Here is a 15,429-nt window from a genome sequence, read left to right on the forward strand (position 1 = left end):
TACTATAGCACCTTGATCTACTAGAGAAACGAGCAACAAAAAAGAACCGACCCTTGCCCTCAAGCAAAGGTCGGTTCTTCCGTTTTATAATAAGTTTGTGCAACGATCTTATGCGAAATAATCAAGTTTGGACAATAGCAGTAATTTCTTCATCCAGATCCAATCTGATTTGTTCACGATAGGCACGAATATTGTATTCGGAATATAGGTATCTCAGAATTGCTTCAATCATATTGGCTTCCACCAGATATTGACTGCGGCCCTGTACATGGACTTCTGCTGAATAACCTGTATCCTCTTCCCAGCTTAATTCTACTGTCACATCAGTGGGCTGGACACCTTTGCGCTCAGCCATATGCAAGCAAATAGCGTTGACAATCTCATCCATACTCAAAATCATAGCTTAGTAACGTCCTCCGCGGGAATCATCTGGTCTGCGACGATTTTTAATAGCACGGTAGATACCTACTCCGGCCATGATCAGGACATAAATGGCGAGAACGTTAACGGCAAGGCCAAGCAAGCTGCCTAATGCGCCCATGTTACCGAACAATCCACCGAAGAGCATACCTGCCAAACCGCCCAGCATCATACCTTTCAGGAATCCGCCGCCACCGCCAAGGAATCCACCAGTTCTGCTTGTATTACCGGCAGTTGCCCCTGACTTGGTTCCGCTATCTGACTTATTGATGCCATTGCTGTCATTCGCCTTGCTTGGTGTAGATTGGTACGATTTAGGCCCGGATTTAAACCCGCCGCCTCGCCTTGCGTCAGCAGTAGATGGTGCGATCATAGCAATGAATAGGGTAAAAGCCATCATCAGCATCATCATATTTTTCAAAGTGAATGTTTTTTTCATGTAAATATAATCCCCCTTAGTAAATTGTTTTATAGGTCAAACAACCGCTTACTAGTAATACGAATGGCATGGAAAAGGGTTTCGAAGAATTTTAATTTTTAAAAAATTAAATAATAACGTTCCTTAAATCCTATGCATGGATTAGCAAAAGCATTCAGCTTTGCGGCTTAAGTGCAAACGGATTAGTGTCCACACTGACATCACCGGCAAGCAGCATGTGCAGAACCATTTGGCACCATTCCAGACCTGCTTTAGCATTCAAAAGCCCTTTTTGTACTAAAATATAGTCACCAAAGTTTTTACTGCCAAAATGTAAATTCTCTGCGGGAATGTTGTTCAGAATATCCTCTAGATGCTGGATTTTCTGAATAAAATGACGTTTGCGTTCCTCCAGCATACGATTGGCACTACTTTTGTCTGTCAACCAAAGACAGAACAGTCGAAGACTTAATTCATCCCGTGTAACCGGAGCAGCTAACGCTTCCTGGGACCATTGCTGAAGCATATGGATTCCCTTGTCGGTAATGGTATACATTTTCTTATCAGGCTTGTCGGACTGCTGAATCCAACGGGAGGCTAGTAGTTCCTTGCCCTCCATACGGGCCAGTAGCGGATAGATCTGACTGTGCTTGGCCTGCCAAAAAGGCTGGATACGCAACATCAGATCATAGCCGGAGGATTCCTCTCTTGCGAGAAGCCCCAACAGACCATACGATAGTAAATTCATAGATCTTATCTCCTTCATCCATCATAGTAACGGTTGTAACAGCACTGCGGCAGGTATTCTGCAGCTTCATGAAAAGTGTACACTGAAACTGTATGGTTTGACAACTTTCAGACAGGTCGTTCACAGGTTAGCCAAAATTGGCTCCTGTCATTTTCCACGTATATGCGCTTTTTTTCATAAAAAAGGGTAGTTTAAGCTCGTATGTACGAGCTTAAACTACCTAGTAACTTTCTGCCGAAGCGTATCCTATTTACTGTTCATTCCCGTCAACGACAAGCGTTAACGCTCCTGTATCTGGATGAATAACCATGCCGTGAACGGGGGCATTAGGGGGGAGAAGCGGGTGATTTTTAATAAGCTTCACGGTAGTTTTTACCCCTTCTTCAATGTTGTCAAAACCTTTCAACCATTTATTTAGCTTAATTCCTGAATTTTCTAATGTATTCAGCACTTCCTGAGAAATTCCGCGATCGAGCATTTCATTGACCATGTGGTCTGCATTTAATGCAGCCATGCCGCATTCATAATGGCCCACGACCACTACTTCGTCTGCTCCCAGCTCATACAGGGCGACTAGTACACTGCGCATTACGCTTCCAAAGGGCTGTGAAATAATCGCACCCGCATTTTTGATGATTTTCACATCACCATTACGCAGGTTCATGGCTTTAGGGAGTAACTCTGTTAGCCGTGTATCCATACAGGTGATAATGACCATTTTTTTATTGGGGAACTTGCCCGTTCTATAGGCCTCGTATTCTTTGTTTTCTACGAAAACACGATTGTACTCTAAAATGTCTTTGATGTGATCCACGATTGTTCCCTCCAGATTCTCATAAAGTTTGATATGTACAGCCCAACGTTTATTTCAGGTCTTAGGAGCTGGTCGTACATGTTGTGTGTTGATTATACTTTTTAATATAAGTATCATCAAGTATAGGTATTGTAAAGTTTTAACCATTTTAAGTTAAAGAGGTGACCTCAAATATGGCGCAACAGACGTTGGATCAATTGACGGCTTTAAAGGAGCTTGCACACAAAATTAGTAGTTATGGCGAAGCAGTAGGTCTGCTGCACTGGGATTTACGGACTGGTGCCCCGCGAAAGGGCGTTGACATTCGGTCGGAGACGTTAGGTATGCTGTCCACTGAAATGTTCAAGCTGATGATCTCGGATGAAATGGGACAATTGCTGCAATTTTTTGCCCCAGAAGACAAGCTGAAGCAACTGGAGGATAATGATCGCAGATTGGTGGAGGAATGCCGTAAAAATTATGAACTGAATCGTTCGGTTCCGGCAGACCGATATCGGCAGTATAGCATTCTTGCAGCACAGGCAGAGAGCAAGTGGGAGGACGCAAAGGAACATAGCGATTTTGCCGGATTTGAACCGTACTTGTCTAAAATCGTCGACATGAAGCGTGAGTTTATCGGCTACTGGGGTGTTAAGGATACAGAGTATGACACGCTTTTGGATCAATATGAGCCGGGGATGACGGTTGAAAAGCTGGATGCTGTGTTTGATCGTCTCAAAAAGCGCCTTGTGCCCCTATTGTCTAAAATTCAGGCTTCATCGAACCAGCCGGATAAGAGCTTTTTAGATGGTGTGTTTGATGTGAAGCAGCAGGAGAAGTTCAGCCTGTTCATTTTAGGACAGATGGGGTATGACTTTGACGCAGGTCGTTTGGATGAGAGTGTACATCCTTTCGCAACAGGATTAAATCCAGGTGATGTGCGTATAACAACTCATTATCTGCAAGATGATGTAACCAGCGCTATTTTCAGTTCGTTGCATGAAGGAGGCCATGCGCTGTACGAACAAAATATTGCTCCAGAGCTGGCAGGATCACTACTGTCTGGAGGAACCTCTATGGGGATTCATGAATCCCAGTCGCGCTTGTGGGAAAATAAAATCGGACGCAGTCGTGCTTTTTGGGATCGGTATTACGATGATTTGCAACAGCATTTTCCTGATCGTTTGGCGAAGGTTACGGCAGAGCAATTCTACCGGGCAGTCAACCGTGTGGAAAATTCACTGATTCGTATTGAAGCGGATGAGCTAACATATAATTTACATATCATTATCCGTTATGAAATTGAAAAAATGCTGTTTAATGAAAAGCTGGATGTGAAGCGTCTCCCCGAGGTGTGGAATGCGAAATATAAGGACTACCTGGGGCTTCTACCACCGAATGACGGACTGGGCGTACTTCAAGACGTTCACTGGTCCGGTGGTGATTTTGGTTATTTTGCTTCCTACTCGCTTGGCAATATGTATGCAGCGCAAATTTTGGCGACATTACGCAAAGAGTTGCCCAATCTGGATGAATTAATTGCTGCTGGGGAACTTGAGCCGATCAAGCAATGGCTGACCGAACGTATTTACCGTTACGGCAAGAGTCGGACGCCATCCGAATTGATTGTAGCCATTACAGGTGAGGAGCTGAACCCGGATTATCTCGCCGACTATCTGGAAGAGAAATATACCTCCATATACAAGCTGTAATTTAGAAACTATAAAATAATCATATATGCATCTACCCCGCGTTCCTAGGCGAACGCGGGTTTTTTTTGTGCGATTAACCATTATAACGACAGTCGCATAACAATATATGAAGTCAACCGATGTAAAAAGGTGGGGAGGGAACAAGGATGAAAAACGGCGCTCGTTTCAAAGCTGTGGTGGCTGCGGCACTACTCGGATTACTGTTGCTCAGTGGGTGCACCCCTAAAGGAGGGGAGCAGACGATTGAGATCAGACTGGGCGAGGTAGCCCGTACGGTCTTTTATGCGCCGCAGTATGTAGCCTTGAGCCAGGGGATGTTTGCTCAGGAGGGACTGAATGTCCAACTCGCAACGATTCCCGGGGGTGACAAGGCGATGACGGCGTTATTGTCCAATCAGGCAGATATCGCGCTGATCGGCGCGGAAACATCTATTTATGTGTATCAGCAAGGAGCAGAGGACCCTATCATTAATTTTGCCCAACTGACACAGAAGGATGGTACCTTTTTATTTGCCCGTCAAACGCAGGATAGCTTTGAATGGGAAAAGCTGAAAGGACAAAACTTTTTGGGGCAACGCAAGGGCGGAATGCCGCAAATGTCACTTGAATTTACGCTTCGCAAACACGGCATTGATCCTCATAAGGATCTGAAGCTGATTCAAAATATTGATTTTGCTAATGTTGCCTCTGCTTTCGGCTCCGGTACAGGGGATTATGTGCAGCTGTTTGAGCCACAGGCATCTATTTTTGAAAAGGAAGGCCGTGGACGGGTAGTTGCCTCTATCGGTGTGGAGAGCGGCGAGTTGCCGTATACGGTATATATGGCTAAGCAAAGCTACCTGAACACAAATAGCGAGGCTGCACAGAAATTTACAAATGCTGTATATCGGGCACAACAGTGGATTGCTACGCATTCACCTGAACAGATTGCTGAAGCAATCACGCCCTATTTTAAAGATACAGATTTAGCTGTTTTGACGAGTAGTATCAAACGATATAAGGAACAGAGTACCTATGCTTTGAACCCGATGATTGAGGAAAAGGAATGGAAGAACTTACAGGATGTCATGACCTCGGCAGGGGAGCTTAAAAGTCCGGTTGTACTAGATAAGCTAGTGAACCCAAGCTTTGCACAACAAGCGATTTCATCAAACTCTACCGGGAATACTGAACCGCCTGTGAAAAAGAGCACAACTGAATCTACGGATGCAGGTGTCGGTGCTGGAGGTTCGTCATGATGGAGGAACGGAGTGGCCTCACTTCGGACGCGACCATCCCGATGGTGAGAATGGAGAAAGTGACGCATGTCTATGTAACGGATCGTGAAGCTTCGCTGGCGGTTGAGAATATTGATTTTTCTGTAGAGACAGGGGAGTTTGTCAGTTTGGTTGGTCCAAGCGGCTGCGGCAAAACGACGATCCTGTCCATGATCGCGGGGCTACTGCGTCCAGCGGCAGGCCAAGTCATGCTGCAAGGTCAGCCGGTAAGTGGTCCGAGTCCAGAGGTCGGTTACATGCTGCAGCAGGATTATCTGTTCCCGTGGCGGACGATAATGGATAACGCATTGTTGGGTTTGGAGCTAGGCAATAGAGTGGATGAAGCTGCGCGTGAGCGGACACGGCTGTTGCTGGAAGGCATGGGTCTAGGAGGGAAGGAGCATCTGCATCCGTCCCAGCTGTCTGGGGGAATGCGTCAGCGCGTGGCGCTGGTACGGACGCTGGCGACCAATCCGGGGCTGCTGCTGCTGGATGAGCCTTTCTCCGCGCTGGATTATCAAACCAAGCTACAGCTGGAAGATCTGATTGCGGAAACCTTGCGCGAGCGGAGAAAGACGGCTATTTTAGTCACACATGATTTGGCCGAGGCCATTGCGGTCAGTGACCGGATTATAGTGATGGGTCGAAATCCTGGTCATGTCCGACGTACCTTCGAGATTCCGGATTGCATCCGAAAAGCTCAGCCTTTTTATGCACGCGAGCAGCCGGGTTTTAATGAGCTTTTTCATGAAATATGGGGTGAACTGGAGGCTTCGGGAGCAAAGGAGTGAGTTAACGTATGAAGGACGAAGCGGATCAGCTTGAGCAACGTTGGATTCAAGGACTACATCAGGCGTATTTACGCAGCAGGCGTTCGCAGCGATGGTTAGTGACAGGTGTACAGACAGCTATTTTACTGCTTTTGTTTGTGCTATGGGAAATTGCAGGCCGTTTGAAGTGGATTGATGTACTGTTGTTCAGCTATCCGAGCAAAATTTTCACCCAGATCGGTAAGGATGCGGTCAGTGGTGAATTATGGGGACATGTAGGTGTCACCGTGGGAGAAACGATGGCGGGGTTTTTACTCGGTACACTGTTAGGTACGTTGCTGGCTGTACTTATTTGGTGGTCACCGTTTTTGTCGAGGGTGCTTGATCCCTATATGGTCGTGTTCAACAGTATGCCTAAGGTGGCGCTAGGTCCAATTTTTATCGTCATGTTTGGGGCGGGATTTACTGCTATCCTAATGACAACCCTCTCCATTACGGTCATTATTACGACACTAGTCGTATACAACAGCTTTCAGGAAGTTGATTCGAATCTGATCAAAGTGGTTCGTACGTTTGGCGGATCACGCCGGGATACGTTTCAAAAGGTGATTTTACCTGCATCCTTTCCTGCAATCGTCTCTACGCTGAAAGTGAATGTCGGTATGGCATGGGTTGGCGTGATAGTTGGTGAATTTCTGGTGGCCAAAAACGGCTTAGGCTATTTGATTATCTATGGTTTTCAGGTGTTCAATTTCACGCTGGTTATGTCCAGTTTGTTGATCATTGCTGTCGTAGCTACACTGATGTATCAGGCGGTCGTGTATGTGGAGCATCGTCTGCTTTCCGGTCGTCCTCATCGGTAATAATAAAATTTCTGAACATTTGTGTAAAACGTGAAAATAAAGTACCATGAAAATGAAATACTTAATATTTATGAAAATGTGGAAACAGATTTCATCTAGAGAGGACAGAATTTTTTCATGGGCTTTCGTACGATTAAAACGGCTATTGCCGCATTAATGGCCGTACTTATTGCGGAGGGTTTTGGCATTCATGGAGCCACCTCAGCAGGGCTTTTAGCGATTTTGGGGGTGGATGTCACACGCAAGAGAAGTCTCCGTACCATTTCGGCGAGATTTTTTGCATCCGTCGTGGGGCTTCTTTTTGCTTGTGTTTTGTTTGTGGTATTCGGATTTCATGATTGGGTACTAGCATTATATATTTTAACGGCGTTTCCAGTCATTGTACGGGTGGGCTTTAAAGAAGGGATCGTCACCGGCTCGGTCGTGGTTTTTCGTGTATTCAGCGGCGGCGTGATTGATATGGAGGTACTGCTGACCCAGCTAGCTCTGCTAGTGATTGGACTGGGTTCCGCGATGATTGTCAATTTAGCCTATATGCCGGGTTCTGATAATACAATGCAACAAATTCGGCAGGAAGTGGATCGGACATTTTCTGTTATATTCAGAAATATGGCCAATACGCTGCGTAGTCCAGCATACATATGGGATGGCAAGGAAGTTATTGAAGCGAACAGCGTGATAGCCAAAGGGGTCACTGAGGCGGGGCGTTCCTTGGAAAATCAGATGCTTCGTCCCCAAGAGGGTTGGAATGTGTATTTTTATATGCGAAAAGAGCAGCTGGATTCGATCCAAAACATGATGCAGTTGATCGCACAAATGTATCAGCATATGCCGCAGGCCAAGCTTCTGGCCGAGCTGTTCGACCAGCTTAGCAATGACGTTTTGGCTGGACATTATACGGGACAGACTGAGAAGCTGCTGGAGCAGGTTCGTGAAGAATTTAAAGCAATGGAGCTTCCCGCAACCCGGGAGGAATTTGAGATTCGTTCGGCATTATTGCAGCTTACACATGAGCTTCATCAGTATTTGAAAATTGCGAAAAAGGACAAGGCCCCTACTCCAGTGAAAAATTAGAGTAAAAGGCCTTGAGCGGCTACTATCCATGACGGACAGTAGCCTTTTCTTGTTCAGTGATGGTAGAAGCCGGATGACTCAAAGTCCGTTTGTGCCGAATTCGGTCTGTGATCCATAAGACAGCGGTGATCAGGCAAGGGTACAGCATAGCCCATCCGACAAAGGGGAAAACGATCGCCGTAGAGATGAACGATATCCAACTAATGGCAACGCCCCAGCGACTACCACGCAGAAGCTTAATTCCTGCTGCACAACCGCCTAGATAGGTCAGAATAAAGGTGGCGTTCGGGAACTGGATCAGGTTAGTGAGTGAAACAGTACCACTACCGTACAACACCATAATGATCACGAAGCAGACGCTAAGAAAAGCAATGCCACCGATAGGGGTATGGAATCGTTGGGATAACATGCCCATCCAGCGAAAGGCCTGTCCTTGCCGGGATAAAGCATAAGCGACACGTGAAGCGGCACCAACATAAGCAATAATAGTAGCGGTACAAATAAAGATACTTGTCAAGCCTGCAATTATCGCGCCCCATGGCCCGATAGCCCGACTAATCACCCATACGAGCGAAGCATCCGAATCCCCTGCAAGGTAACTTTGTGTGCCCACAGTAGCCAGCGCAGTTAAGAAATAAAGCAAACCAACAATGACGGCTGCAATGGTCACGCCTTTAACGGCTGCTCTCTGGGGATTGGTGAATTCCTCTGACATATGGGACACAGCCTCCCAACCGATGAAGCACCAGAACAGAATCGCGGCCGCTTGACCGACAGGGAACCAGCCATGTGGAACAAACGGGGTGAAATGGACTGTTTCCATCTGAGGAAGTGCTGCGGCAATGGCGAATATGAGGACGGCAACGATAGCTATGACGACAGCGATCTGAATACGTCCCGCGACCTTCATGCCGATCCAATTGATGATCAGGCCCACCGCCAACATAGCAGCGGCTAACATCATGCGGCTTTCCTCTCCCCAGCCCATGGCTGCGGTCATATAGCCAGCTCCAGTGAGTGCGGCAACAGGTGCCCCAATCGGAACCGACATAAGAAAAAACCACCCGATATAAGCACCAGCACGTGGTGAAAAGGCCAACGTGACAAAATGCGATACCCCTCCCGCATTCGGAAATTTGGCGGATAGAAGACCCATGGAAAGTGCCATTGGCAGGATGAGCAGGGTCATAAAGCCCCATGCCAGCAGCGATGCCGGTCCCGCCATTTGGGCGGCAAGTCCAGGCACAATCAATATCCCCGAACCCAGTACAGCTCCGATATAGAGTGCAATGGCCTGTGGAAGACCAATGGTGGATTGAAGTTTACTTTCATTTGTCATGCAGAAAAGCCTTCTTTCTCTTGTTATTTTCTCCAGCTTATCAGATAATCAATCTATCGGAAAAACGGAATATAACGATTGCTTGCATCGGAAAAACCGATTGAAGGAGCGGATTATGGAATCGCGGCATTTGTTTACCTTTTTAAATGTAGTTGAGGCAGGCAGTTTTACGCGAGCAGCGCGTATACTGGATTATGCACAGTCGAGTATCACTGCTCAAATTCAAACGCTGGAGGCAGAGTTGGGTACGCCGCTTTTTGATCGCATTGGCAAGAAAATCATGCTGACGGATGCTGGACGACGTTTGCTGCCCTATGCGCAGGAAATTTCCAAGATGCATGCTATGGCCAAGGATGCGCTTCGTTCAGAAACGGAATTGGCAGGCACGCTGAAAATAGGAGCACCAGAGTCTCTGGCCGCTTTTCGTCTACCGAGTCTGATCCGTGAGTACAGAGAACGGTATCCGAAGGTTAAAATTGTCCTTAAACCCGGCGAATGCTGGGAATTACGCGATTTGATCCGCTCCGGTGAGCTGGATTTGGCTTTTTTGCTTCAGCCTGAGACGGAGGATAGAGAACTGAATGTCACCACGCTTATTCATGAGCCGATGGCCTTGGTTGCTCCACTTAAGCATTCGCTGGTTACCTATACCCGGGTAGAGCCTGCTGACTTGAAAGACGAAACCATTTTGCATACGGAGGCAGGATGTACGTACCGTATCCTTTTTGAGCAGTATTTGAATAAACACGGTATTTTTTCAGACCCTAGCCTGGAATTTTGGAGTATTGAAGCCATCAAGCAGTGTGTCATGGCTGGATTGGGTATCGCGCTGCTTCCGCTGGTAACGGTACAAAACGAGCTGCGAGAAGGTAAAATGGCGCGTTTAACCTGGGATGACAGTGAACAGCAGGTGGCTACTCAGGTCGCCTATCACACGAAAAAGTGGAAATCCCCGGCTCTTAGTGAATTTTTACAGATCGTTGAGCAGCATGTAACACATTGGCGTGCATGAGTTCAAGCCATCGCGGCATATGCTTATACAAATAATATTTTTTCCTTTTCGCCTATTCACTCAACATTCGCCCACAACCTGCATACATATGTATGGAATGATTGATTGTATGGAGGAGGTTCAAGAATGGCATTAAGTCATAAAAATCGTAGAGAGATTATTACCAAAGCGATCTGTGGTAAAGGTCGCAGATTCTCTACCGTAACCCATACCGTAACTCCGCCGAATAATCCGACGAGCATTTTAGGGGCATGGATTATTAACCACCAGTATGAAGCTGTGGCGGCGGGGGACGGCATTGAGGTCGTCGGGACGTATGATATCAATATTTGGTACTCATACGATAAAAACTCGCAGACCGATGTGGCCAAGGAAACGGTGTCGTACGTGGAAAATGTGCCGCTCTCGTATCTTGATCCGAAGCACCGGGCGTCTACAGTGGAAGTATCCGCCGAAGCTACACAGGAGCCGAGTTGCGTCGAGGCCAGTGTGTCTTCTGGAGGTGGCAGCGTAATGATCCGGGTCGAGCGGGAATTTGCGGTGGAGCTGGTGGCGGAAACGAAGATTGTTGTAGAAGTATTCCCGAATGGTAGCAGCGATGATTTTGACAAAGACTTTGATTTTGGAGCGGAAGAGGGGGACTATGAGGAGCTCGACCCCGACCTCATTGACGACGAGCTCTGACAGAAGTAACCAAAAAGAGGGCCGCTTTACTCTTTGCGCCGGCTGATTCTGCGCAGGGGGCAAAGGCCCTCCTTTTTTGTTATTGTGGGTTGAAATCCGTACGTAGTCCGTAGGGGGGAATATGATGCAGCAGCCGGGACAGTCGCTCATACGCTTCAGACAGATGCCAAATGATGAAAAAAAGCGTAGACTGGAGCGTTCAGGCATAGCGGTGCAGTGGATGGATAGCAGTATAGCAGATTTTGCGATAGGCTACGCGGTGCAAATCCATCAACTGCGAGTGTTGGAAATTCGTAGACGTGCCATCGAAGGCCCATCCAAAGTCCGCGCATACGATCTGTCTGAACTGGATCAACACTCACCGCTCTATGTCCGGATGGAGCGGCTGGCTGTACGTGCGTTGTACACCCTGGGTTTGGACAGTGGTGAGGTGGTACTGACGCCGCTGGGGGAGCGCAACTGTCAGGTGCGCGAAATCTCAGCACAGCCATGGCTGAACGATAGACGTTTGGCCACGCTATATGAAATTGCTGCGCGCGAAGGGGATGTTGAGGGTGAGAATCTTTCAGCGCAACGAGGGAGAGATCGACTGCTCATCGGAATGGACCCTGAATTTGTGCTGGTTCGTATGCCCGAGGGACGGGTCGTTCCGGCCTCAAGATATTTGGGTCGTCTCGGCATAGCCGGCTGCGATGCTGTTACTCGTCGAGGACGAACACTGTATCCAGTCGCTGAGCTTCGCCCTGCGCCGAGTGGAGATCCGGCCCATCTGCTGAAGCACCTGCGTCAAGCTTTTGCAACAGCAGCCCGGCGCATTGCCGACCGCACACTCATCTGGCAGGCAGGGGGGATGCCGCAACCGGGTTTTCCGCTGGGCGGACATCTGCATTTCAGCGGGGTTTCGCTAAACGGTGCCTTGCTACGGGCACTGGATAACTATTTGGCACTGCCTTTAGCGCTACTGGAAGACAAGCGTGCGGCTCGGCGCAGACCGCATTATGGCAATTTAGGTGATTTTCGCCGTCAGTCGTATGGAGGCTTTGAATATCGTACACTGCCCAGTTTTCTTATCTCGCCACAGCTGGCGAAAGGTGTGATTGGAATGGCGTTTCTCATTGCCTCTCAATATCCGCGTTTGCAACGTAGGCCGCTGGGTGAGGAGGAGGCTCACAGAGCCTTTTATGAAGGAAATCAACTTGTCCTTAAGGAGTATATGGAACCTCTAATTTTGGACATGGTTTCACTGGAAATATACTCGCAATATGAAGCTTATGTAGCGCCATTGCTGGACAGCCTCCGCAAGGGGAAACAGTGGGATGAATCACGGGATTTGCGCCCGTATTGGAAGCTTACGTAAAATCAAGTGTCGACACCAGGAATGGTTTCATGTTATCGACTGTCATTTTTGATATAATGAGAGATAATTATAAGTTTAAACGGAACAAAGTGTGGGGGTTAGTAAACGGTATGTCCAAATATACACCGATGATTGAGCAGTATTTATCCATAAAAGAGCAGGCTAAAGATGCATTTTTATTTTTCCGTCTGGGAGATTTTTACGAGATGTTTTTCGATGATGCAATTCTTGCATCCAAGGAGCTGGAAATTACACTTACGGGTCGTGAGGGTGGCGCCACGGAAAAAATTCCGATGTGCGGCGTGCCTTATCATTCAGCGGAAAATTACATACAGCGCCTCATTGAGAAGGGTTATAAAGTGGCTATATGTGAGCAAATGGAGGAAGCCTCAGCTACGAAGGGGATGGTGCGGCGGGATATTGTCCGCGTTGTGACCCCGGGTACGGTAATGGAAGGCAAGGTGCTGGGCGACAAATCCAACAACTACATGGTATGTGTCACAGAGACGGACGGGATGCTGGCACTTGCGGCGTGCGACTTGTCAACAGGTGAATTGTATGTGACCTCTGTGCCTGATTCGAAAGAATGGCTACTAGATGAAATTAACATTTATGAGCCTTCCGAAATGTTGGGGGATGGTCATCTGCTCGATTTTGTGACATCCCGTATGTCCCCCGTTGGACGGCGCGTTGTGTATACGGCTTGGGACAAATCCAAGGATGATCTGGTTCGGGATCAATTTGGCGAAGCCACATGGGCAAGGCTTACGGAGGAACGTAGACGGTGCGTATCGCGCCTGATTTCCTATTTGAATGAAACGCAAAAAAGATCGTTAGGCCAATTGACCCAAATCTCGGTATATGAGCCAAACCATTTTATGATTCTGGATCCATTTACCCGCCGGAATCTGGAACTGGTGGAGACGGTACGTGAACGCTCCAAGAAAGGCTCGCTGCTGTGGCTGTTGGATCGCACAGAGACATCCATGGGAGCGCGTCTGTTGCGTCGTTGGATTGACAAGCCGTTGTTGAGCAGCAGTCTTATTGAGGAGCGCTTGGAGGCGGTGGACAAGCTATATCACCAGTTTATTTTCCGAGAGGATGTACGTGCTCAGCTTAAAGAGATTTATGATCTGGAGCGTCTGGTTGGACGGATCGCCTTTGGCAGTGCTAATGCACGTGATCTGATCGCCCTCAAGCTGTCGCTGGCCCGAATTCCGTCTTTACGCGAATTGTGCGCTGAATCTCCTTCGAAGACGCTGAGACGAATTGCACAAATGCTGGATAGCTGTACAGACCTGTGTGCGTTGATTGAGGAAGCGGTGGCGGATGAACCGCCGATTTCCGTAAGGGATGGAGGTCTTATTAAGGAAGGCTACCATCAGCGTCTGGACGAACTGCGCGAGGCGAGTGTGAACGGTAAGCGTTGGATCGCTGAGCTAGAGGCCAAGGAACGTGCAGCAACCGGCATTCGGTCACTTAAGATTGGATACAACAAAGTATTTGGTTATTATATCGAAGTGACCAAATCCAATTTGGCTTCATTACCAGAAGGTCGATATGAACGCAAACAGACGCTAGCGAATGCGGAACGGTATATTACACCGGAGTTGAAGGAAAAGGAATCTCTAATTCTGGAAGCCGAGGATAAAATGGTTGATCTGGAGTACACGCTTTTCACCGAGCTTCGCAGTAAACTGAACGCTGAAATTCCACGTTTGCAAAAGCTGGCAGAACAAGTTGCTGAAATTGACGTGTATCAGTCGCTGGCTTCGGTTAGCTCGGAACGGGGATTTGTGAAACCTGAGCTGACTACAGGATATGATTTCGTAGTCGAGCAGGGGCGCCATCCCGTGGTGGAAGCCGTAATGAAAGATGGCGGTTTTATCGCAAACAGCACGGTGTTGGAGGAAGCCGATGCGCATATTCTACTTATCACTGGGCCGAACATGGCTGGGAAAAGTACGTATATGCGTCAGGTTGCACTTATTGCAATTATGGCTCAAATTGGCTGCTTTGTCCCTGCTGCACGTGCCAAGGTGCCAATGCTGGATCGCATTTTCACACGGATCGGCGCGGCGGATGATCTCATCGGCGGGCAGAGTACGTTTATGGTCGAAATGGCAGATATCCAAGTAATGACGGACAAGGCAACTCCGCGAAGCTTGATCATTATTGATGAACTGGGACGAGGTACGTCCACCAGTGAAGGAATGGCAATTGCACAGGCAGTCATCGAATTTGTCCATGACACGATCGGCTGTAAGGCACTGGTATCCACGCATTTCCATGAGCTGGCGCATTTGGAGCAAGGCCTGTCTTCGCTGCGAAATTACTCTATGGCTGTGCAGGAAAGCGGCGACAAGGTGAATTTCTTGCGCAAGCTCATACCGGGAGCGGCTAGCAGTAGCTATGGTATTTATTGTGCTCGGCTTGCAGGTTTGCCCAATAACATTATTGAGCGAGCGAATGGACTGCTGAATGGTTTTGAACAGGCAGCGGCTCAAGTAACGGCAGGTACCGAGACAGTAGTAGGAGGGAAGGAAGGGACTGATCTTCGTACAGTTTCAGGGACAGAAGATATTTCTTCTTTGACCGAATATAATTCAGGCCAGACATTGCGAGAAAGCGGAGAAACTGCATCATCAGCTCAGTCTTTATCACAGCAGGCCACCCTGGTAAAAGAAGATACTCTGCAGACGGTGGAAACTTTCAGCACGTTGGAGCAAGGAGCAACCGAAGTGGTACAGCTGTCCATTTTCGGAGAGCAGGAGCTTGCCGCCTCCAAGCCACACGCAGAGACAGTAGAGGCTAATCCGATTGTGCGCCAAATTTTGCGCAAGGTGAAAAATGCTGATGTCATGAATATGACTCCTTTACAGGCAATGCAGCTATTAAATGATCTTAAAAACAAGGCCAATGGCCTGTAGTTAAAATAAGTGACATTATTCTTATTTTTCATCACACTTTGAAGTCAGGAGGA

Annotated in this window: 14 protein-coding genes; 9 read left to right on the forward strand and 5 right to left on the reverse strand. The window is 47.8% G+C overall.

From position 1 onward, the window contains the following. Positions 1–121 precede the first annotated feature (121 nt). The 4 genes from NSQ58_RS14155 to NSQ58_RS14170 form a co-directional block, all read right to left on the reverse strand. Positions 122–400 carry a YxcD family protein gene (locus tag NSQ58_RS14155; RefSeq protein WP_013310599.1) on the reverse strand — a complete coding sequence of 93 codons (279 nt, stop codon included), beginning with the start codon at positions 398–400 and terminating at the stop codon, positions 122–124. Between the two features lie 3 nt (positions 401–403). Continuing rightward, the gene (locus tag NSQ58_RS14160; RefSeq protein WP_023989057.1) at positions 404–859 is read right to left on the reverse strand and encodes a hypothetical protein; all 456 of its coding nucleotides are present in this window, start codon (positions 857–859) and stop codon (positions 404–406) included. A 154-nt stretch (positions 860–1,013) separates the two neighbouring features. Next, positions 1,014–1,586, reverse strand: a complete 573-nt coding sequence (locus NSQ58_RS14165; protein WP_028540701.1) for a PadR family transcriptional regulator — start codon at positions 1,584–1,586, stop codon at positions 1,014–1,016. Positions 1,587–1,836: 250 nt separating this feature from the next. After that, on the reverse strand, positions 1,837–2,400 hold the full coding sequence (locus NSQ58_RS14170; protein WP_023989055.1) for a beta-class carbonic anhydrase: 564 nt from the start codon (positions 2,398–2,400) through the stop codon (positions 1,837–1,839). Positions 2,401–2,573: 173 nt separating this feature from the next. On the opposite strand from NSQ58_RS14170, the gene NSQ58_RS14175 reads away from it, so the two are divergent. The 5 genes from NSQ58_RS14175 (at position 2,574) to NSQ58_RS14195 (ending at position 8,054) form a co-directional block, all read left to right on the forward strand. Continuing rightward, positions 2,574–4,091, forward strand: a complete 1,518-nt coding sequence (locus tag NSQ58_RS14175) for a carboxypeptidase M32 (RefSeq protein ID WP_028540702.1) — start codon at positions 2,574–2,576, stop codon at positions 4,089–4,091. 146 nt (positions 4,092–4,237) lie between these two features. Beyond that, positions 4,238–5,329, forward strand: a complete 1,092-nt coding sequence (locus tag NSQ58_RS14180) for an ABC transporter substrate-binding protein (protein ID WP_341057613.1) — start codon at positions 4,238–4,240, stop codon at positions 5,327–5,329. Beyond that, positions 5,326–6,138: an ABC transporter ATP-binding protein gene (locus tag NSQ58_RS14185; RefSeq protein WP_023989052.1), complete on the forward strand. Its 813-nt coding sequence runs from the start codon at positions 5,326–5,328 to the stop codon at positions 6,136–6,138. The genes NSQ58_RS14180 and NSQ58_RS14185 overlap by 4 nt, the downstream gene beginning before the upstream one ends. Before the next feature lie 8 nt (positions 6,139–6,146). After that, on the forward strand, positions 6,147–6,980 hold the full coding sequence (locus tag NSQ58_RS14190; RefSeq protein WP_013310592.1) for an ABC transporter permease: 834 nt from the start codon (positions 6,147–6,149) through the stop codon (positions 6,978–6,980). A 117-nt stretch (positions 6,981–7,097) separates the two neighbouring features. Continuing rightward, positions 7,098–8,054 (forward strand): aromatic acid exporter family protein, encoded by a 957-nt coding sequence (locus NSQ58_RS14195; protein WP_023989050.1) that lies wholly within the window; start codon positions 7,098–7,100, stop codon positions 8,052–8,054. Between the two features lie 22 nt (positions 8,055–8,076). On the opposite strand, the gene NSQ58_RS14200 is transcribed toward NSQ58_RS14195, so the two are convergent. Beyond that, on the reverse strand, positions 8,077–9,393 hold the full coding sequence (locus tag NSQ58_RS14200; RefSeq protein ID WP_341057614.1) for an amino acid permease: 1,317 nt from the start codon (positions 9,391–9,393) through the stop codon (positions 8,077–8,079). 115 nt (positions 9,394–9,508) lie between these two features. Between NSQ58_RS14200 and NSQ58_RS14205 the strand changes: the two genes are divergently transcribed. The 4 genes from NSQ58_RS14205 to mutS all read left to right on the forward strand — a co-directional run bounded on the left by NSQ58_RS14205 (position 9,509) and on the right by mutS (position 15,376). Then, the gene (locus NSQ58_RS14205; RefSeq protein ID WP_341057615.1) at positions 9,509–10,405 is read left to right on the forward strand and encodes a LysR family transcriptional regulator; all 897 of its coding nucleotides are present in this window, start codon (positions 9,509–9,511) and stop codon (positions 10,403–10,405) included. Between the two features lie 126 nt (positions 10,406–10,531). After that, entirely contained in the window at positions 10,532–11,089 is a 558-nt protein-coding gene (locus tag NSQ58_RS14210; RefSeq protein ID WP_013310588.1) for an outer spore coat protein CotE, read from the forward strand. Positions 11,090–11,210: 121 nt separating this feature from the next. After that, on the forward strand, positions 11,211–12,446 hold the full coding sequence (locus tag NSQ58_RS14215; protein WP_339200259.1) for a putative amidoligase domain-containing protein: 1,236 nt from the start codon (positions 11,211–11,213) through the stop codon (positions 12,444–12,446). Between the two features lie 110 nt (positions 12,447–12,556). After that, positions 12,557–15,376, forward strand: coding sequence for a DNA mismatch repair protein MutS (gene mutS / locus NSQ58_RS14220; protein ID WP_339200258.1), 2,820 nt, complete (start codon positions 12,557–12,559; stop codon positions 15,374–15,376). Positions 15,377–15,429: the final 53 nt, after the last annotated feature.

Origin of the sequence: Paenibacillus sp. FSL M7-0134 (genome assembly GCF_038007865.1) — a bacterium.
GTDB classification, from domain to species: domain Bacteria; phylum Bacillota; class Bacilli; order Paenibacillales; family Paenibacillaceae; genus Paenibacillus; species Paenibacillus polymyxa_B.